Origin of the sequence: Synechococcus sp. R65.1 (genome assembly GCF_047461755.1) — a bacterium.
Classification (GTDB): domain Bacteria; phylum Cyanobacteriota; class Cyanobacteriia; order Thermostichales; family Thermostichaceae; genus Thermostichus.
In genome coordinates, this window is the sequence record NZ_JANSHU010000001.1 from 282,542 (window position 1) to 302,314 (window position 19,773).

Genomic DNA, 19,773 nt, shown 5'->3' on the forward strand with positions numbered 1-19,773 from the left:
CCATATCCTTTACTTTAGCTGAGGAACTCTCATGAGCGACACCAAGACCAGTGTCAAAATCGATCCCCAACTTGTCAAAAAACTGCGCGAAGAAACAGGCGCAGGCATGATGGATTGCAAAAAGGCCCTGGAAGAAGCTGGCGGCGACAGGGAGAAGGCTATCGTCTTGCTGCGCCAGAGGGGCTTAGCAGGAGCAGCCAAGAAGGCTGGCCGCATCACCGCTGAGGGAGTTGTCGATAGCTACATCCACTTCGGCAACCGGATTGGCGTTTTGGTAGAGGTCAACTGCGAGACCGACTTTGTAGCCCGCAACGAAGAGTTTAGAAAGCTGGTTCAGGACATCGCTAAGCAAATTGCCGCCTGCCAAAACGTGGAGTACGTCAGCATTGACCAGATCCCTCCTGAAGTGGTGGAGCGGGAGAAGGCCATCGAGATGGGCAAAGAGGATCTGGCTAGCAAGCCCGAGCATGTGCGGGAAAAAATTATCCAAGGTCGCCTTGAAAAGCGCCTGAAAGAGCTATCTCTAATGGATCAGCCCTTCATCAAAGATCCCTCGATCACCGTAGAGGAATTGGTCAAGCAACACATCGCCAAGCTGGGAGAAAACATCCGGGTGCGGCGGTTTGCTCGCTTTGTCTTGGGAGAAGGAATTGAGAAAGAAAAGACGGATTTTGCCGCTGAGGTGGCTGCCCAGGCAGGTCTGAATCCAGCCGAGCCCCAGCCGACACCAGCGGAGACAGCTCCTCCCGAGCCCGCTGCAGGGGCTGCTGAGCCCGCAGCCGCCGAGGGCAAGCCTGCCAAGAAGGGCTCTACCAAGAAGAAATAGCCTCAGCCCAACTTTAGCCGCTAACCTTGGCGCGCTGGGATCCGACGGCCTTTTCCTGTTCCCGCCATGAGCTACGTTTTGCGCAATGCGCTGATCCCCACTGCTAGCGGCTACGAGACGACAGATGTCCGCATTGAAGGGGAGCAAATCGCCGCTATCGGCAAGGGGTTGTTGGCAGGGGCGCCAGGCAGCGTGGAACTGAACGCTGACAACAAGCTCCTGCTGCCGGGCTTTGTTAACGCCCACACCCATTCTTCCGAGCTGTGGCAGCGAGGGATCATCCCGCCCTACCCGCTGGAACTTTGGCTAGCGCAACTGCACGAGTACGCGCCGCCGGATCCAGAGAAGGTTTATCTCAGCGCCCTGGCGACGGCGGTGGAAACTCTGCTTAGCGGCGGCACGACCGTAGTGGATCACCTGATCCTCATTCCCGGCCAGGAGCTGGCCACTGTTGAGGCAGCCGTGCGGGCCTATCGGGAGGTCGGGATCCGCGCCTTCATTGGTCCGCTGCTTCAGGATCAGGCTCTCCCCGCTTGCCTGCCGGGTGGAGAAGGGGGGTCGGCAGCCTATCCCCTCTCTACCGCCGAGGTGTTGGCCATGCTGGAAGAGGCAGTTCAAAAGTATCACCGGCCTGAGGAAGGCATCAGCCTAATGGTGGCCCCCACCGGCATCCAACTCTGCTCCGACCAGCTGTTCGAAGGCTGTGCTGAGCTCAGCCAGAAGTACAACCTGCCTCGCCACGCCCACCTCTTGGAAACCCGCGCCCAGCAACTGCTGGCCCAGGAAAAGTACGGCTGTAGTGCTGTGGAGCATCTGGAGCGCCTGGGCTACCTAGACCGAAAAACTTCCCTAGCCCACTGCGTTTGGCTGACTGCAAGCGATATCGAGATCTTGGCCCGTGCAGGCTCGACGGTTGTTCACAACCCCTTAAGCAACCTGCGCCTGGGCAGCGGCATTGCCCCTATCTTGAAATACCGTCAAGCGGGGGTCAACGTGGCCTTTGGCTGCGATGGAGCGGCCAGTAACGACTCCCAGGATCTCCTAGAGGCGATCAAAATCGGCACCATCCTGCACAACGTCACCGATCCCGACTACCGGCACTGGATCTCCCCCCGCGAGAGCGTTGAAATGGCCTCCCGTGGTGGGGCCATCGGCCTGGGGCTGGGGGACAAGCTGGGATCTCTGGAAGTGGGCAAGCAGGCTGACCTGGTGCTCTATGATCTCACCCAACTGTCGCTGCTACCTCGCACGGATCCCATTGGGCTACTGGTGCTGGGCCGGCCCACCCAAGCAGTCCACAGCGTCTGGATCAGGGGAAAACAAGTGGTGGCCGATGGCGAAGTAACGACGGTGGATGTAGCCAAGCTGCGGCAGGAGCTATTTCGACACAGCTCCTGGGATCCCTTCCGCCGCTCTCAGCAGGCAGCCCAGCTGGAGGCCCGCTACCGTCAGGTGATGGGTTTGCCGGGGTAGCCATGGCGGGGATCCCTGGGGAGTCAGAGATGGACTGGGCCAAAGCCACCGAGCAGGTGAAGCAACAGGCGCGGGCGCTGGGCTTTGACAAAGTCGGCATTGCCAGCGCGGCAAACCCTCCTGATTGGGCAGGTCTACGGGCCTGGCTGGCTGCCGGTATGGCTGCCGACATGGCCTGGATGGCGGATCCGCGGCGCCAGAATCTGGAGCTGGTGCTGCCGGGGGTACAATCCCTAATCTGTGTGGCCCTCAATTACTACACTCCCACCCCCCACAGCCGGGATCCGGCCAAAGGCAAGATCTCCCGCTACGCCTGGGGGCGAGATTATCACCGCGTGCTGGGACGGCGACTCAAACAGCTCCACCTTTGGATGCAAGCTCAATTTCCCAATTACCAGGGTCGCTTCTACGTAGACACTGGCCCGGTGGCAGAAAAGCCCTGGGCCATGCAGGCGGGCTTGGGTTGGATTGGCAAAAACAGCCTCCTGCTTACCCGCGAGTACGGCTCTTGGGTGTTTCTGGGAGTGATCCTGACCACTCTCAAGCTGGTTCCCGACCGTCCCCATACTGCCCACTGTGGCACCTGCACCCGCTGTCTGGAGGCCTGCCCCACCCAGGCCATCGTCAGTCCAGGGGTAGTGGATTCGCGCCGCTGCATTGCCTACCACACCCTGGAAAGCCACGCCGAGCGGATCCCTGCTGAGATTGCCCAGAACCTGCACAACTGGGTGGCCGGCTGCGACATCTGCCAGGAGGTTTGTCCTTGGAACCAGCGCTTTGCTCGGCCCAGTCCCCTTCCCGACTTTCAGCCTTACCCTTGGAATGTTGCCCCCGATCTCCAAGAACTGGCCCGGATTGGCGATGAGGAGTTCGACCGCCGGTTTCCCGCCTCTGCCCTGCGCCGGCTCAAGGCCCACCGACTGCGCCGCAACGCCCAAGCTGCCCTCCACGGAGATGCCGATTCGGCAGTAGGTGAGCCGGGATTAGATCGCCATCGAGTGGAGCCTCTAGAGCAGCCAGCGCAGCTCCCCAGCGCTACACTCTCAGGCCGCTCAGAGTAATGGACGAAGGTGATGGCTCATGTGCCCCTGAACTATGGACCAAGCCCGCCAGGTGGCCAACCAAGCGCCTTCTCAGCCTGCTGAATGGCACTCTTCCAACCGCGAAACGCCCTAGGTTGCCCGCAGTTGTACTGGCATGACCAAATAGCAGAGGCGCATCGCCCCAATTGGCTTCCAAACGGCTGGCTGCGTGGCTCCGTTGAGCTCCAGGCTCACCTGCTGCGTGTGGAACACCTTGAGAGCCTCCAGCAGGTAGCGGACATTGAAGGCCACCTCGAGATCAGGGCCGGTCATCTGTACTGGCAGCAATTCCTCGCCACTGCCTACGTCGGGTGCCTCGGTGCTAATGCGTAGGGTTTGGGTTGCCGCAGAGAGACTGAGCTTGACGATGTCGTTCCGCTGGGCAGCAAACACCCCCACCCGCTCTAGGGACTCCACCAGGGGCCGACGCTCTAAGGTTACGTGTCGCTCGAACTGCTTGGGCAGCAGACGGTTGTAGTCGGGGTACTGGCCCTCCAAAAGGCGGCTGGTAATCCGCTGCTGGCACTGAGCGCTGCTGGCGCCAGGGGGCAGAACAAATTGCACCTGCGACCGGTCAAACCGCAACTCCACCCTGGAGGCAACCGTTTGGGCGCTGAGGATGCGCTCCACCTCCCGCAGAGTTCGAGCAGGAATGGTGAAGTCAGGTCCTCCCCTGGATACCTCGACCGGGATTCCCTCAACTTCCACTTGGGCTATGGCCAGCCGATGTCCATCGGTAGCTGCAAACTCTAGCTGTGGCGGATCCCCTGGCACGAGCTTGACATGCACCCCTGTGAGCACCTGCTTGGTCTCGTCACTAGAGGCAGCAAAGAGGGTCTGGTCAATGCCCTGCAGTAGGCTCTCAATGGGCACCTCTAGAGCCTGCGCCGCGGGGTGTTCAAGGGACTCGCTCCCGCCGGGGCAAGCGGCAGCCACCTCGCTGGCAGCAGGGATCGCCACCTCCGGCAGGGTGGGGTACTCCTCTGCTGCAACACTGCGCAACTGGTACTGGCCAGCGGCTGAGGTGAGGAGGACACGCCCCTGAGCTTGGCTCAGGGTAACTGGGCCTCTAGGCAGACGGCTGACAATGTCGCCAAACAGCTTGGCTGGCAAAGCCAGGCGACCGGATGCCTTCACCTCCGCTTCAAACTCGCTGCGAATGCCTAAGCTGAGGTCAAAGCCAGTCAGCGCCACACGCTGCGTTTCTGCACTGGCCTCTACCAGCACGTTGGCCAGAATCGGCAGGGCGGGGCGGCTGGCAACCGCTCGCCCAACTGTTGCCAGGTGCTGGCTGAGCTCGGCTTGCTCACAGGTAAAGCAAAGGCTGCCGCTAGGACTCTCTCCCGCTTGGGGGAAGGGCTGGCCCATAGCGTCGTCAACGCCGTGGAGATCTCCAGACCTGCCGTCGCGCGGGGCAGACGCGAACAAGGCAGCCCTGGATTCTCCCTCCACAGGACGCTGAGCTTGCACCATTGCGGGACTTGCGAGCTGAGTATGCCAATCCTAGCACCCACTCGCCCCAGGCGATCCCTTAGCTTGCACTCTCGCGCGCGAGGAAGATTACAAACCACGATCCCTACCCAATTTAAATTTTTAGCTAGTAGTAGTAGGGCCTGTGGAAATTGTGGAAATTGATTGCCCGACGATTAGCAAAGCCTTACGCCGCAAGCCTTTGAGCTTATTCCCTGCCTGTGGAAAATCTGTGGATAACTTGGAGGTCTTTTCCACAGGGTATTTATACCTTGTGGATAACCTGGGGTCTTTTTCCACAGGTTTTCCACAGTTTTCCAAAGTTTTCCACAAGTTTTCCACAGGCTGGCAAGGCGGGAGCTTGAAAAGTTTACAAAACTTAATGCTATGCTCCTTGAGGATCCTCTAGACTGGGAAGCGGTAGCCTCAGGAGGGATCCCATCCAGGTTAGGGGCGACCTGGCAGGGGTTGGCTAGGGGCTTTTTGGGAAAGCAGGAGCTAGCTTGGTATCCTGCTTCCTTCAAGCAGCTAGGAGAGGTGGCTTGTGGGCAGCTAAGCTACCTCAGTACAGAGTGTTAAGGAAGGGGAAGGGTGGCTAAGCCAGAAGAGCTTCCTTGGTGGCAGCGTGTTCTCTCTCAAGAGCCTCACCCATTTCCTCATCCTCAGGCTCCGGAGCGGCATCTTGGCAATGCTTCATGGCCTGCAGCAGCAGCGCTTCTCCCTCTTGCAGCGTCTCGATGCGGCAGAGAAGGGCGCGAAAGTGGGAGGCGCCGGCAAAGCCTTTGACATACCAGGTCATGTGCTTGCGGGCCTGCCGGATCCCGCGCTCCCCCTTGTATTCCCAAAGCCCTCGCAGATGCTCCAAGGCTACTTGAATTCGCTCTAAGGGAGTAGCAGGCGGTCTCTCTTGCCCGGTCTTAAGGAAGTGATCGATCTCTCCCACTAGGAAGGGGTAGCCCATTGTGCCGCGGGAACACATCACCCCGTCAGCGCCGGTTTCTTCGAGACACTTCACGGCTGCAGCGGTGGAGAAGATGTCTCCATTGGCAATGACCGGGATGCGCAGACGTTCCTTAACGCGGCGGATCCACTCCCAGCGGGCTCTGCCGCTGAAGCCCTGGGCACGTGTCCGAGCGTGTACAGTAATAAGTTGGGCTCCTGCCTCCTGAAGGCGGTAGGCAAAATCCAAAATGTTAATCTCCTCGTCCGACCAGCCCAAGCGCGTTTTTACGGTAACGGGCACCTCCACTGCCTTGGCCACTGTCTCAACAATTTTTGCAGCGGTGTCTGGATCTCGCAGCAGGGAGGAGCCCCCACCGTTTCTGGTAATCTTATTTACCGGGCAGCCCATGTTGATATCCACCAGGGTTGCCCCTTCGTCCACAGCCATGCGAGCGGCTTCAGCTAGGAAATGGGGCCGGCAGTCAAACAACTGAATGCCAATGGGCTGCTCCCCCTCCCCCACCTCCATAACGCGGGGCAACTCGCGGGCATAGTGCAAGCCGATGGCGCTGACCATCTCAGTGTAAACCATGCTTTGAGGGGCAAAACGGCGGACTAGCCGCCGGAAGACCATGTCGGTTACCCCTGATAGCGGTGCCTGAAAAACCCGACTGAAGATCTTCACTCCCCCAATCTCTAGGGGTTGGGCCATTCGGGCTTGCAACTGCGGTGAAAGCTGCAGGCTCATTAGAAGCCGACGCAACTACCCTTCTTTGTTGACAAAGTAAAGAAGGCCCAGGATGCGCGCCTGTTTGATGGCTTTGGAGACTTGCCGCTGCTGCTTGGCGGTTAGCCCCGTAATGCGGCGAGGCAGGATTTTGCCGCGCTCGGTTACGAACTTCTTGAGCAGCTCAACGTCAGTGTATCTAATGGGTTCTCCCGGCTTGATGGGAGACAAGCGACGGCGAACGTAAACCATAGCTCCAGAACTACTTGATCTCCTTGTGAAGAGTATGGCGGTTACACTTGGGACAGTATTTTCTCAGTTCCAAGCGACCGGGGGTGTTGCGGCGGTTTTTGGTAGTGGTGTAGCGGTTCACACCTGGAGAACGCTTGTTAACGTTGGTGCGGCACTCCGTACACTCCAGCGTAACGATGATGCGAGCGCCTTTTCCCTTGGCCATGGTGAATTCCTCTGCGGAGAGAGTACTAGGCTACCTCTCCAACCTCAACAGCCATGGTTGGAGAAGGGCTTGCGTGTAAGCGCAACTACCAATTATCCAACTTTTCTTTGAGGGAAGCAAGCCAGCTTTTAACTTGCTTGCTGGTCTGCTGGCGAAGGCTGCGGGTGTTGCGGCCAACATCCTGACGTAGGCGCCCTAGCTGGCTGGAGAGACCCCGTACTGCCTCGTTGCGCTGGGCTTTGCGCAGAAGATCCCGTGCAGCCAGTTTAACGTCCTCAGTAGCTTCTCCCTCGAGGATTTCTTGTAGCAGCCGCAGGACTTTTTCATCCAGGTGGTAGCCCTGCTCGGATTCCACCACTAGGGTGCGCCCGGCGCGGTCGTGGATGCTCTGGCGCTTTTCCTTGTCGAAGAAGGCAAACAGTCCGTCGGCAGCCAGCGGCACCAGCAGGGCTGCCGTGAGGATAAACAGCGAGAGCACTCCCTCGCGGGCCAAGGAGCGAACTAGGTGAGGTGAGGCCTCGGTTTCCGGATCCAGGGTTTTGAGGTTCAGCAGCCATTTGCCCAAGCTCTGGCCAGCGGGTCGAGATTGGAAGTAGCCGCGGTTCACCAGCCAAGTGGCAAAAAAGGCAATGTAGCCGGTCATGTCCACGGCAGCCGCATCGGCTCCTACCAGAGAAGCCAAGCCCTGCGCCAGGTAGGAAACCCCCAGTCCCAGCCCAAAATCTAGAGCAAAGGCGCCGACCCGTTTGCCCCAGGGAGCCAGTTTGGGCAGGGTTTCCTCATCCTGGGGAACCCTAGCCGATTGCTCGGCCTGTACAGGAGGCAGGGAGGTTGCCGGGGGCAAGGCGCTAAAGGTTTGCCACTCGCTGGCGCTTTGGTCCAGTTGTTCGGTTTTGGGCCGTTCGAAATAGGGTCTGGGATCCGTCATCGCTGGTTGGGACAGTTTTTACCATTCTAGCGAGGCAAACCTACACCTCCAGCGCTAGGGGAACAGGGCTGCGGCGAGGGATCTCGTAGGTCATCCGATCCCGAGCCAGGAGGGTGTTGGGAAAAATGGCCCGGGCTTCGGCCAGCAGGTCTTCCAAAGTGATGGGGCCATCCGAGGTGTAGCGAGGGCTGAAGTGGGTGAGGATGAGGGTCTGGGCTTTGGCCTCGGCAGCCACCCGCGCAGCCATGGCAGCAGTGGAGTGCTTGGCGCGCTGGGCCAAGTCGCGATCGGCTTCGGCATAGGTGGCCTCGTGGATGACCAGATCGGCGGCGCGAGAGAGGTCAACGGCGTTGCGGCAGAAAGTCGTGTCGGTGCAATAGGAGAACTTGCGGCCTGGAATGGGATCCCCCACGTAGTCTCGTCCGTGGAGCCAGCGGCCTTGCCAGAAGATGGATTGCCCAGCTTTGAGCTGGCCGTAGAGGGGACCAGGTGGGATTCCATCCGCTTGGGCCTTGGCCACGTTAAAAGTGCCTGGTCGGTCCTGTTCCACCACGCGGTAGCCAAAGGCAGGCACCCGGTGATCCAGGGGCGCGCAAAAGACCCAGTACTCCGGATCCTGGAGAATGAGACCTGTCTCTACGGTGTGAACCCGAAAGGAATAGGGGATCCGCGTCTCGCTATATCGCAGCACCGCCTTCAGATACTCTTCCAGGCCAGGGGGACCGTAGATGTCGATGTGTTGGGGAGTGCTGCCCAGGCCGCAGGAAGCCAACAGTCCCGGCAGGCCGTAGATGTGGTCCCCGTGCATGTGAGTGATGAAAATGCGGCGCAACTGGCTGGGGCGCAGCTCGTCTAAGCGCAGGAGCTGGTGTTGGGTGCCCTCGCCACAATCAAACAGCCACCATTCCGACCGCTGCGGAAACTGCACCGCCACTCCTGACACATTGCGCTGGCGGGTGGGCATGCCAGAGCTGGTACCCAGAAAGGTAACCCGGATGGCGTTAGGATCCGTCACAAGGGTCAAACGTCGACAACGTTAAGGAACGGGATCCCTAGCTTATCAACTGTTTCTGCCTGGAAAGGATTGTTAGGATAGGGGTACGTGTCAGCTTTCCCGCCATGATCACCTTGACCGATAGCGCCATCCAAGAGCTAAAGCGCCTGCGCAGCAAGTACGAGAAAGAGGGATCCCAGCCCATCCTGCGCCTGGGGGTTAAGCCCAGCGGCTGCTCTGGCCTCTCCTATGTGATGAACTTTGAGTCCCAGGCCAACCCCGACGATCACACCTTCGACTTTGGGGATCTCCGGGTGGCGGTGGATCCCTTGAGCATGACCCTGCTCCAGGGCCTCACTGTCGACTTTTCCGAAGATCTGTTGGGGGGTGGCTTCAAATTCAAGAATCCCAATGCCGTGGCTACCTGCGGCTGCGGCACTTCCTTCGCCACTGCTGAAACTGCTGCTGTCGGCCATTAGGGGGCCTCAAGGATTGGATGGCACTAGACTGGGCAGGCGTAGTACAAACCAGGTCCACCCCTTTTGGCTAGTGACCTGGATGTGGCCCCGCAGATACTCCACCCACTGCTTCACCAAAGCCAGCCCCAAACCGCTGCCTGGCTGGACCCAGGGATCCGTGGTGGGCACGCGGTAAAAGCGCTCGAAAATGTGGGGCAAGTGTTCGGGCTCAATCTGAGCACTGTTGCCGACCCTAAACTCGACCCCTCCAGGAATCGACTGGATCCCTAGACGGATAGTGCCACCTGGCTGGGTAAACTTGCAGGCATTGCGCAGCAGTTCTTTGAGAACCTGATCCAGGAGCTGCGGATGGCTGTAAAATCCCGAGGCAGGCGGGTGCAGATCCCCAACCTGTAGCGTGAGGGAGTGGGCCTGCGCACATTGCCGTGCCGACTCGAGCAAGCTCTGCCAAAAGCTGGGCAGATCAATGGCCGCAACGGCAGAGCCCCACTCTTTCCCTTGCAGACCCTGCAGAGCCAACAGGCGGTCGATAAGATGGATTTCGACCTCGCACTCCTGCAGGGCAATGTCCCGGTACTGCCGCTGCTTCTCGTTGAGGGGGGTGCGGCCCAGGAGTTCCAAGGCTAGTCTGATTTTGGTTAAGGGCGTGCGCAGCTCGTGGGAGACCGCGGCCAAAAAGTGGTCTTTGAGGCGGTTGAGCTGCTCCAAATCTGCTACCTGGCAGGCCAGTTGAGCAGTGCGCTCCTTCACCTTGGCTTCCAGTTCTTGGTTAAGCTGTTGTAGACGGCGTTGGGCCTGGCTAACTTGCAGCAAGTGGCGCAGCCGCCGCTTCAGAACTGACCAGTGGATAGGCTTAGGGATGTAGTCACTGGCTCCTGCAGCAAAAGCCTCGTTGACAAAAGCTTCGTCTTCCAAAGCGGTGACGATTAAAATCGGCATGTCAGGGTTTTGAGCATGGAGGCGGCGGCAGCACTCAAACCCATCTAGGCCCGGCATCACCGCATCCAGGAGTACTATATCTGGCTGGTAGCGGCTTGCAGCTTCTAGGCAGGCTATGCCGCTGTCGGCTTCTAGGATGTGGTAGCCTTCTCGCTCCAGGGCGTAACGAGCCAAAAGCCGCTGGCTGGGATCGTCATCCACAATCAGGAGAAGGGGCCCCTTCTTTGTGGAAGCGGAGTTAGATCCAGTCAAAAGACCAACCTCAAGCTCCTGCATGGGCACCTGGAGAAGAAAGAGGTTTTGGCACAGCAGCCGACAGCTCGAGGATAACCCGCTGATACTTGGCTTCCAGCCGTCGGAGAGACCTCTCAATTGTATCCCGTTTTACAGATTTGGCCAAGGGCCTTGGCCCCTAGAGTGCTGCTGCTCCTGAGGCGATGGGCCACTGGGCCACAGCTTGGGCATCTTGCTACTAGGGATCCCAGCGGGGCTTGGCTGGCTTGCCGGATCTCCTGCCAGGGGCTTCCGAAGGATCCGTAGGCTGGCCAAAACAACAATTGTTACTTCTTGTTACTTCGAGGCAAAAAAGTTCCCCTACCCCTCTGAGAGGGGTGTAGACTCCCTGGCTTTTCTGCTCAAGGGGTTTGACGGGATCCCTGGCGCCAGCGGCGGTAGAGTTTTTCCAGATCTACCCAGACCATCACCACGGTGCTAAAGCCCATGCAAATGAGCAGTTCTGAAAGGGTCAACTCTTCCGTCCCGAAAAAGCTGCGCAGGAAGGGCACATAGAGCAGGGCCAACTGCAGCAGCAAAGTGGCCAACACAGCCCCCAGCAGGTAGGGATTGGAAAAGGGGTTGAGCTCGATGGTCAGCTTGTCATTGGAGCGAGCCGCCAGCGCATGGCCCATCTGAGCAATACACAGGGTGGTAAAGACCATCGTGCGCCAGTGGGGGATATGGGCTTTCACGATGGCCGTCATCAGGATCGTGGAGATGGCAAAGACCACGCCGACGCGCACCATGTAGGCTCCCAGCCCCTGGGCGAAGATGCTTTCCTTGGGGTTGAAGGGAGGGCTCTGCATCACCCCCGGCTCTGCTGGCTCCATTGCCAAAGCCAAAGCCGGCAGGCCGTCGGTTACCAAGTTCATCCACAGGATCTGCAGGGGCGTCAGCGGCACGTCCTCTAGGCCCAGGAGAGGTGTAGCCGCCACAGTCAACACCTCGCCGATGTTGCTGCCCAAGATGTATTTCACAAAACGGCGGATGTTGTTGTAGACCACCCGTCCTTCTTCAATGGCCGCCACGATGGTGGCAAAGTTGTCGTCCAAAAGCACCATGTCGCTGGCCTCTTTGCTTACATCGGTGCCGGTAATCCCCATGGCGATGCCGATATCCGCTTGGCGCAGGGCAGGGGCGTCGTTGACCCCGTCCCCCGTCATGGCCACAAACTGGTTTTGTTTCTGCAGGGCCTGCACGATGCGCAGCTTGTGCTCGGGGGCCACGCGGGCATAGACGTTGACCCTTTGCACCGTCTGCAGCAGCTCCTCAAAGCTAAGGCGGGAGAGGGTGCGCCCATCAATGGCCTGGCTCTCGGAGTCGAGAATGCCCAGCTCGCGGGCAATAGCTATGGCAGTGAGTTGGTGATCGCCGGTTACCATGAGGGTGCGGATCCCGGCCTGGCGGCAGCGGGCTACGGCTTCCCGCGCTTCGGGCCGAGGGGGATCGTACATGCCCACTAGGCCCAGCCACACCAAGTTGCGCTCAATCTCCTCGAGGTTCTCCGGGATCCCCTGCAGCCGCTGGGTGGCCACCCCCAAAACCCGGATGCCCTGGGCCGCCAAACGGTTGTTGGCAGCCAGAATGGCTTGTCGATCGGCTTCTGACAGCGCCTGCCAGGTTCCACTCTTCTGGATATAGGCACACTGCTCCAGCACCAGCTCAGCGGATCCCTTGACGTAGACGCCGTAGCTGCCCTCCTCTTGCACCACCACGCTCATGCGCTTGCGCTCTGAGCTAAAAGGGATCTCCTGCACCCGCGGGTGCTGCTCCTGCAAAGAAGCTTTCTGCAGATTGGCCTTGGCAGCAGCCACCAGCAGGGCGGCCTCCGTGGGATCTCCCAGGATCGACCAGGTGGGGGCAGCGCCGCGCTGGGCTGGGAGGGTAGCTTGCAACAGGGCGTCGTTGCAGAAGACCACGGCTCTGAGAAGGGCCTGCAGGTCGGGGGCGCTCTGGGGATCGATGGGCTGGCCGCCGCAGTAGAAGGATCCCTTGGGAATGTAGCCAGTGCCGCTGACGTGGTAGTGGCGGTCGGGGGTGAGGATGTCGGTGACCACCATTTTGTTTTCGGTGAGAGTGCCGGTTTTGTCGGAGCAGATGGTGGTGACGGATCCCAGCGTCTCCACGGCTGGCAGGCGGCGGATGAGGGCGTTGCGGCGCACCATGCGCTGGGTTCCAATAGCCAAGGTAACCGTGGTTACAGCCGGCAGCCCTTCCGGCACCACCGCCACGGCCATGCTGAGGGAAGTTTCCAGCAGCGAGGTGAAAGGCGCTAGGCTTCTGGCCTGCAGCAGCCCCACAATCACCACCAGAGCCACCAAGACCAGGGATCCCGACACCAGCACATTGCCCAACTGGCTCATGCGCCGCTGCAGGGGAGTGGGCTCGTTTTCCACTGCTTGGAGCAGCTTGGCCACCTTGCCCAGCTCCGTGTTCATGCCGGTGGCCGTAACCAAGAGGATCCCTCGCCCCTGGAGCACCTCGGTGCCCATGAAGGCCATGTTGCGCCGCTCTCCGAGCTCAGTTTCCTCGGGGAGGACACAATCGGCCTGCTTGGTAACCGGCACCGCCTCCCCTGTCAAAGCCGCCTCCCGCACCTGGAGGTTGACTGCTTCCACCAAGCGCCCGTCGGCTGGGATCTGCACCCCGGCCTCCAGCAGCACCCGATCCCCTGGCACCAACTGGTTAGCAGGGATCTCCTGCCACAGGCCGTCCCGCTGCACCCGCACGCTGGGGGAGGCCAGTTTTTTCAGGGCGGCCAGCGCCTTTTCCGCGCGGCTTTCTTGCAAGTAGCCCAGCAAGCCATTGAGACCCACCACCAGCAGAATGGCCAGGGCGTCCTTAGGAAACTCTCCCTTTTGCAGATCCAGAAGGGCTGAGATCGCCGCCACGGCGATCAGCATCAGCAGCATGACATTGCGGAATTGGTCAAGGAAGAGCTGCCAGGCGCTGCGGCCAGGAGAGGAGATCAGCTCGTTGGGGCCGTATTCCCGCTGCCTTTGGGTAACCTGCTGGCTAGTCAGGCCACAGTCGGGGTCGCTTTGCAACTTCTGGATAACAGCCGGAAGAGGCAGGCTATGCCAAGCAGGGGCATCCGAATGAGGAGATCCAGCAGCTTGGATCATGGGGACACTCAGGGTCAATGGACAAATTGTACGTTAGCTGTTGTCAGCCCTCTGATCCCGCTCCAGTAGCGGGTCTTTCGAAGTTTTCCAAAGAGGATCCCAGTCTCGCTGATTTCGTGGCAAGGTGGGGACAGATGCCGCATCGGAGGCTGCTATGGAGAGCAAGACTCCTGCTCGCGATGTCCAGGTGGCCACCATTGGCCCCTCTACCCTGGTTTTTCGCTCCCGCACCTGGAATCGCCTAAAGTTTGAGCTGGAATATGCCCGGCAGCGGGGCACCACGGCTAATAGTTATCTCATCCAGGCGCGGCAGACCTTGCTCATCGATCCCCCAGGAGAATCCTTTACCGACATCTTCTTGGAGGAGCTGGCCCAACACCAGTACCTGCAGCGGCTGGACTTTATCCTACTGAGCCACGTCAACTTCAACCGCATCGCTACCCTCAAAGCGCTTCTGCCGCTGGCTCCCTATGCGGTGGTGCTCTGCTCTAAGCCCGGATCCCTCACCCTGCGAGCGGCCTTTGAAGGCATGGAATCCCCAACTCCTAGCCGTGACGAAGAGGAGGCTGCCGATTTTGGCATTGCCTACGGAGCTAACCAGTCCTTTCGCCTGCGCGTGATCCGAGATGGGGATCGCCTGGATCTGGGGGAAGGCCATGAGTTGCATTTTCGCACCGTGCCCACGCCCCGCCACCCCGACGCCCTCTGCACCTACGATCCGGCCACGGGGATCCTCTTTACCGACAAGCTGTTTGGCGCTCATGTGTGCGACGAGCAGGTGTTCGACGAGCATTGGCGGCAGCTCAGCGAAGACCGCCGCTACTACTTTGACTGCCTGCACCGTAGCCAAGCGCCCCAGGTGAAGGCAGCCCTAGCCAAGTTGGAAGAATTCCCCGCCCAGATCTACGCCCCTGCCCACGGCCCCCTGGTGCGCCACAGCCTACGGCGGCTGCGCTTGGATTACCACCTGTGGTGCGAGGAGAATCCCCTGGAGCAGCGGGTAGCTCTCCTGTACACCTCCGCCTACGGGAACACCGGCCTGATGGCGGTGGCTATTGCCCAAGGCTTGGAGCGGGCGGGAGTTACCGTGGAGCGGGTTAACTGCGAATGGGCCACTCCTGAAGAGATTGCCCAAGCCCTAGAGCGCTGCCAGGGGTTCATTATCGGATCCCCCACCTTGGCCGGCCATCCTCCAGTTCAAATCCAAACAGCCCTGGGCATCATTCTCTCTTCCGTTCCCACCACCAAGCTGGCCGGGGTCTTTGGCTCCTACGGCTGGAGCGGCGAAGCCGTGGATCTCATTGAGAGCAAGCTGCTCAATGCCGGCTTTACCCTGGGGTTTGCAACCATCCGCGCTAGGTTCAAGCCTACCCATGCAATCCTGGAAGCCTGTCAAGAGGCGGGATCCCAGTTTGCCCAAGCCTTGCGCAAGGCCAAGCGAGCCCGCACCTCCCGCCAAGGGGGTGTTGAAGCGCAGGCGGATCGGCTGGTGCAGGCCTTCAGCCGGGTAGTGGGATCCCTCTGCGTGGTTACCGCCCTGCAAGATGGGATCCCGCGCGGCTTTCTCACCTGGTCAGTGGCCCAGGCCAGCTTCAACCCCCCAGGCCTTACCCTCTCTGTGAGCAAGGAAAGCGAGGCAGAGTTGCTTACCCGTCCCCAGGTGCCCTTTGTACTCAACATTTTGCGGGAGGGCAAAAGCAGCAGCCTGCAGCGGCACTTTCAACGGCCTCAACGCCCTGGCGAAGATCGCTTTGCCGGTCTAGCCATCGCCACTGCCGAGAATGGCTGCCCGATCCTTTTGGATGCCCTGGCTTACCTAGAGTGCCGTGTCAAAAGTTGGATGGAGTGTGGCGATCGCTACCTAGTCTACGCCGAGGCAGAGCGCGGCAAGGTGCTGGATCCCACGGGGGTTACCGCCATGCGGCGCGGGTAGAGTAAAGTGGAACAAGTTAAGTTCTTTGCTAATTTCAAGGAGAAAGCAATCCTGGAGATCGTTGGGAAAATCCTTTAGGGAGCCCCAAAGGCGGCTGCGGAGATTGCTGCCGAGGTTGTGGGAAAATCTGCAGGTGCTGTCCTTGGCCCTGCTAAGGTCGTCGGTCAGGCGACTCAAGCAGTTGCCCAAGCTGCTTTCGACCTAGGTATTGAGGTCGCTCGAGGAGCAGGAGAAGTTCTTGCTGGAGCTAGCGCAACTGCTCTCCATCTTACGGGAACTCTTGCTGACGGAACCTGGAACTATCTTGTCGAAGAAGCTGTCCACCACAAGCCTGAGCTGATCCCTATCGAGCCCTCCCTAGGCTGGGACGAGGCCCTGGTTTTTATCAACGGTTTTCTCAGCGAAGGCGAAACCCAACCTTGGAAAAAAAGACTATTGTGGGAAACACTCCGACGGGCTGGGTGGAAGGGATCCCTATACTACCTCTGGTGGGATGCTTTCAGTCCGGTGAGATTCGCCTTATCCACCCTTAAGCTTGGCGTAGGACTGCTTGCCCACTGGGAAGCCCACAAAGCCAAAGCCAAAAAAGTGGGGCTTGACTATGGCTATCCTCTGCTCTCCTCTTTGCCGGAAAGACAGATTACGCTGATGGGGTTTTCCTTGGGATCTAGGGTAGCCTACTACATTATGCGAGGTTGGCCTAAGACTGTAGATCCGCGCCTCAAGGATATCATCCTGCTCAGTGGTGCCGTTAGAAGGCAAGCCGATAAGCAGTGGAGCCTGCATGTAGAAAATATCACGGGAAAACTGGTGAATATCTACAACGAAGACGATCTGGTTTTGGCCTACGTCTTCAAAGTCCCATCCCTCAACCGCAGCCCCTGCGGGATCAAGCCAATTAAAGAGTTTCACCCCAGAATCGAGAACCTTAATGCCACTCACTTAATTGGCTCTGTAGAGCACAGCTACAAAGCCTATCTACCTCACCTGGAGCTCCTTCTGGATCAGAAGCTGGACTGGAAAGCTCGCTGCAGTCGCCTGCTCTAGGTGGGTAACTGCAGGTAGCCTCTAACCCTACAAAACCACAACCAGAGACTTTTGTTGCTGGCGGTCACCCTCCGGAGAGAGCTCAGCTTCAAGAGCAGTTGGCTTTTTCTGGAAACAGCAGTACACAAACTTTTGCACAGCGCCAGCGGGGGTGCGGTGTTCTTCTTGCTCATGCTTTAGGAGGTTGAAAGCGCTACCGAACTCTGCCTGCAAGAGATCGGGCGAGTAGCGCACAACAGGCAGGCCAGTGCATTGCGTAGGCCCGTCTTCACCGAAGGTGGCTATGATAGCAAACCCTCCTGGCTTTACTGCTCTCAGGACATTGGCCACGTATGCTCGCCGATCTTGAGGATTCGTAAGAAAGTGAAACGTTGCCCGGTCATGCCAAATGTCGTAGGCGTTGGCCGGCAGAGTTAGCTGGGTAATGTCGCCCTCTACCCAGTTGACTGTGTTTCCCCGCTCCCCCAAACGGGCCTTTGCCACTGCCAGAGCTGCCGCAGAGATATCGAGAACTGTTAGCTTGCGGTAGCCCGCCTCCAGCAGTTCATCTACCAACCTGGACGCTCCCCCGCCAACGTCAATAATCGAGGCTGAGAAGCCCAACCCCGTCTCCCGAATAAGACGCAGCGACCGCTCAGCGCGTGGCTGAAACCAACTGAGAGACTCGGCTCGCTTGGTCTTGTAGACGTTCTCCCAGTGTTGCTTCATCTTGCTGACCTGTGTTTGCTTATATGACCATATTTTCATGCTAGCAGCCAGGCAGCACACAACACCCCCCGCTGGAGGTGCTGGAACAGAGGCAACTCGCAGTAGAGTCCACCGGCAGGGATCCCTCTGTGCGTGCCCTCTGAGCGAGAGCTGATGCTCTCGGAACAGCTAGCCCAGCCGCCGCTAGAGGAGCTGCCTTTGCTTGGCTCTGGCTAGCTGGCCTTGCGTGCAGGCAGGATCTGCGTTGAGTAGAATCGACCTGTCCTTAACAAAGAAAGCAAGGATGGTTTGGCAGTTGTTGACGTGGCCAGCGCAGGGCTTGCTATGGCTAGCAGAGCAGATTCGCGAGCGGGCCGAGGCGCAACTTGACAGCAGGGAAAACCTCCAGAAAGAGCTTACAGCTCTGCAGATCCAGCTTGATCTAGGGGAGATCGACGAGGAGACCTATACCCGCCGAGAAGAGGAGATCCTGCTGGCTTTGCAAGCCCTGGCGGAAGCCGAAGCAGCTACCAATGGGGAAGCAAGGGATCCTCAAAACTCTTTGCCATGCCCCCAAGACAGCTTGCCCCAAGAAGGAATCTATCCCGCTGATGCAACCAAAAGCTAGGTACCTCGGAGCGGTTGCAGTCTTTGAGCCTAGCTACAGGCAAGGGGTCTGCTTGCCGTAGCAGCCGGCGGCCTGTCCCCTACCCGCCCAATTGTGCCAGAGCGATTTTACTTAGGAGCGCCAAGCTCGCCAGATCCCGAACATCATCTTCAGATTCAGAATGTTCAGGGCTTGCGGTATCATGGGCTAAGCAGCCCCCGAACAATTGGAAGCAGCGAGGTCAAGGCAGTGGTTAGGGTAGCCATCAACGGATTTGGTCGTATTGGTCGCAACTTTTTGCGCTGTTGGCTAAGTCGTCCGCAGTCCAATGTCGATATTGTTGCCATCAACGACACTTCAGACGCTCGCACGGCTGCCCATTTGCTCAAGTACGACTCCATCCTTGGAACCCTACAAGGAGTGGAAGTGGAGGCTAGCGAGGGTGGTTTGCTAATTAACGGCAAGCACATCCATGCCGTTTCCGAGCGCAACCCCAGCAACCTCCCCTGGAAAGAGTGGAAGGTGGATCTTGTAATCGAGGCCACCGGCGTTTTTGTCGACTACCAGGGGGCCTCCAAGCACCTGGAGGCGGGAGCCAAAAAGGTGGTGATCACTGCCCCAGCTAAGGGAGGTGACATCCCTACCTTTGTCTATGGTGTTAACCAGCACACCTACGACCCGGTGCGGCACAACATTGTCAGCAACGCTAGCTGCACCACCAACTGCCTTGCCCCGATTCTCAAAGTGCTGCTGGACAAGTTCGGTGTGCGGCGGGCTACCATGACCACCACCCACAGCTACACGGGCGACCAGCGCATTCTGGATGGAGGCCACCGCGATTTGCGGCGGGCGCGGGCGGCAGCGCTGAGCATGGTGCCAACTACGACGGGGGCAGCCAAGGCGGTGGCGCTGGTGATTCCTGAATTGAAAGGCAAGCTCAACGGGGTGGCGGTACGGGTTCCCACGCCCAATGTCTCTTTGGTGGATTTGGTGGTGCAAACAGAGCGCCGAGTAATTGCCGAGGAGGTCAACGCCGCCCTGAAGGAAGCCTCGGAAACGACCATGAAAGGGATCATCGCCTACTCAGACGTTCCCTTGGTTTCTATCGACTACCGGGGCCACAGTTGCTCCGCCATTGTGGATGCAGAGCTGACCAGCGTCCTGGACGGGGATCTGGTCAAGGTCATGGCCTGGTACGACAACGAGTGGGGCTACTCGCAGCGGGTGCTGGATCTGGCTGAATACATGGCCGCTCACTGGGTAGAGTAGTCGGCTGCTTCTCATCCCCTAGTGGCAGAGAGGGAAAACTCGGCAAAGACTTGCCAGCGCTTGCCGTCGTGGATGAGGAGGGTGAGGGCAGAGGCGAGAAAGGATCCCTGGAAGGGACGATTCTGGAAGAGTGGCCAGGCAGCGCGGAACTGGTCTGGCCGGAGATCTCGAAAGGCTACCGTTATGTGAGGCACAAAAGGACGAGGGGGAGGTGTTGTGGCCTGCTGCCTGAGAAGAAGGCTCATGTGCTGCTGGGCCTTGGTCTGCAGCCGCTCCAGCTCTGAGGAGGGCTCAACGTGAATATAGATAACCCGCGGCGCGAAAGCGCCAAAGCCACGCAGCTCAACGGCAACTGGGGCCTGCTCTTTGGCAAATTCTTCCAGGGATCCCGTCAGGGCTGCCAGCTCAGCGGTGGGCCACTCAAAAGGAGGCACGAGGGTGATGTGAGGGGGTGAGCGCAGGGCTGCTCGGCTGGCAAATTGCTCGGCAAACTGTTGTTTGATTGCCGTCAC

At 59.2% G+C, this 19,773-nt stretch carries 17 protein-coding genes and 1 pseudogene; 8 read left to right on the forward strand and 10 right to left on the reverse strand.

Annotated features, from left to right (window positions below):
• Window positions 1–31: 31 nt before the first annotated feature.
• The 3 genes and pseudogenes from tsf to queG form a co-directional block, all read left to right on the forward strand.
• Window positions 32–697: pseudogene (tsf, locus tag NW814_RS01475) on the forward strand (translation elongation factor Ts); the annotation flags it as partial.
• A gap of 195 nt (window positions 698–892) precedes the next feature.
• Window positions 893–2,299: an amidohydrolase gene (locus NW814_RS01480; protein WP_414404912.1), complete on the forward strand. Its 1,407-nt coding sequence runs from the start codon at window positions 893–895 to the stop codon at window positions 2,297–2,299.
• Between the two features lie 29 nt (window positions 2,300–2,328).
• On the forward strand, window positions 2,329–3,360 hold the full coding sequence (gene queG, locus NW814_RS01485) for a tRNA epoxyqueuosine(34) reductase QueG (RefSeq protein ID WP_414404913.1): 1,032 nt from the start codon (window positions 2,329–2,331) through the stop codon (window positions 3,358–3,360).
• 111 nt (window positions 3,361–3,471) lie between these two features.
• On the opposite strand, the gene dnaN is transcribed toward queG, so the two are convergent.
• From dnaN to rnz, 6 genes are all read right to left on the reverse strand, one after another.
• Window positions 3,472–4,809, reverse strand: a complete 1,338-nt coding sequence (gene dnaN, locus NW814_RS01490; RefSeq protein ID WP_414404914.1) for a DNA polymerase III subunit beta — start codon at window positions 4,807–4,809, stop codon at window positions 3,472–3,474.
• Window positions 4,810–5,446: 637 nt separating this feature from the next.
• Window positions 5,447–6,541, reverse strand: coding sequence for a tRNA dihydrouridine synthase DusB (gene dusB, locus NW814_RS01495; RefSeq protein ID WP_414404915.1), 1,095 nt, complete (start codon window positions 6,539–6,541; stop codon window positions 5,447–5,449).
• 15 nt (window positions 6,542–6,556) lie between these two features.
• On the reverse strand, window positions 6,557–6,772 hold the full coding sequence (rpsR, locus tag NW814_RS01500; protein WP_414394021.1) for a 30S ribosomal protein S18: 216 nt from the start codon (window positions 6,770–6,772) through the stop codon (window positions 6,557–6,559).
• Window positions 6,773–6,782: 10 nt separating this feature from the next.
• Window positions 6,783–6,977, reverse strand: coding sequence for a 50S ribosomal protein L33 (rpmG, locus tag NW814_RS01505; protein WP_414394020.1), 195 nt, complete (start codon window positions 6,975–6,977; stop codon window positions 6,783–6,785).
• A gap of 85 nt (window positions 6,978–7,062) precedes the next feature.
• Window positions 7,063–7,905 carry an RDD family protein gene (locus tag NW814_RS01510; protein WP_414404916.1) on the reverse strand — a complete coding sequence of 281 codons (843 nt, stop codon included), beginning with the start codon at window positions 7,903–7,905 and terminating at the stop codon, window positions 7,063–7,065.
• Window positions 7,906–7,945: 40 nt separating this feature from the next.
• A complete protein-coding gene (rnz, locus tag NW814_RS01515) occupies window positions 7,946–8,902 on the reverse strand; it encodes a ribonuclease Z (protein ID WP_414404960.1) in 957 nt (318 codons plus the stop codon).
• A 122-nt stretch (window positions 8,903–9,024) separates the two neighbouring features.
• Between rnz and NW814_RS01520 the strand changes: the two genes are divergently transcribed.
• Window positions 9,025–9,378, forward strand: a complete 354-nt coding sequence (locus tag NW814_RS01520; RefSeq protein WP_414394017.1) for a HesB/IscA family protein — start codon at window positions 9,025–9,027, stop codon at window positions 9,376–9,378.
• 6 nt (window positions 9,379–9,384) lie between these two features.
• On the opposite strand, the gene NW814_RS01525 is transcribed toward NW814_RS01520, so the two are convergent.
• Together NW814_RS01525 and NW814_RS01530 are read right to left on the reverse strand one after the other, a co-directional pair.
• Window positions 9,385–10,518 (reverse strand): response regulator, encoded by a 1,134-nt coding sequence (locus NW814_RS01525; protein ID WP_414404917.1) that lies wholly within the window; start codon window positions 10,516–10,518, stop codon window positions 9,385–9,387.
• Window positions 10,519–10,952: 434 nt separating this feature from the next.
• Window positions 10,953–13,718 carry a cation-translocating P-type ATPase gene (locus NW814_RS01530; protein WP_414404918.1) on the reverse strand — a complete coding sequence of 922 codons (2,766 nt, stop codon included), beginning with the start codon at window positions 13,716–13,718 and terminating at the stop codon, window positions 10,953–10,955.
• A 154-nt stretch (window positions 13,719–13,872) separates the two neighbouring features.
• On the opposite strand from NW814_RS01530, the gene NW814_RS01535 reads away from it, so the two are divergent.
• Both NW814_RS01535 and NW814_RS01540 read left to right on the forward strand, forming a co-directional pair.
• A complete protein-coding gene (locus NW814_RS01535; RefSeq protein WP_414404919.1) occupies window positions 13,873–15,651 on the forward strand; it encodes a flavin reductase in 1,779 nt (592 codons plus the stop codon).
• A 507-nt stretch (window positions 15,652–16,158) separates the two neighbouring features.
• A complete protein-coding gene (locus NW814_RS01540; RefSeq protein WP_414404920.1) occupies window positions 16,159–16,698 on the forward strand; it encodes a DUF726 domain-containing protein in 540 nt (179 codons plus the stop codon).
• A gap of 27 nt (window positions 16,699–16,725) precedes the next feature.
• Here NW814_RS01540 and NW814_RS01545 read toward each other — a convergent pair whose 3' ends face one another.
• On the reverse strand, window positions 16,726–17,406 hold the full coding sequence (locus NW814_RS01545) for a class I SAM-dependent methyltransferase (protein ID WP_414404921.1): 681 nt from the start codon (window positions 17,404–17,406) through the stop codon (window positions 16,726–16,728).
• Window positions 17,407–17,689: 283 nt separating this feature from the next.
• Here NW814_RS01545 and NW814_RS01550 point away from each other — a divergent pair, with 283 nt between their 5' ends.
• Window positions 17,690–18,013 (forward strand): gas vesicle protein GvpG, encoded by a 324-nt coding sequence (locus tag NW814_RS01550; protein WP_414404922.1) that lies wholly within the window; start codon window positions 17,690–17,692, stop codon window positions 18,011–18,013.
• Between the two features lie 228 nt (window positions 18,014–18,241).
• Window positions 18,242–19,261 (forward strand): type I glyceraldehyde-3-phosphate dehydrogenase, encoded by a 1,020-nt coding sequence (gene gap / locus NW814_RS01555; RefSeq protein ID WP_414404923.1) that lies wholly within the window; start codon window positions 18,242–18,244, stop codon window positions 19,259–19,261.
• 11 nt (window positions 19,262–19,272) lie between these two features.
• On the opposite strand, the gene NW814_RS01560 is transcribed toward gap, so the two are convergent.
• A partial coding sequence (locus tag NW814_RS01560) for a 2'-5' RNA ligase family protein (protein ID WP_414404924.1) occupies window positions 19,273–19,773 on the reverse strand: 501 nt, incomplete at its 5' end.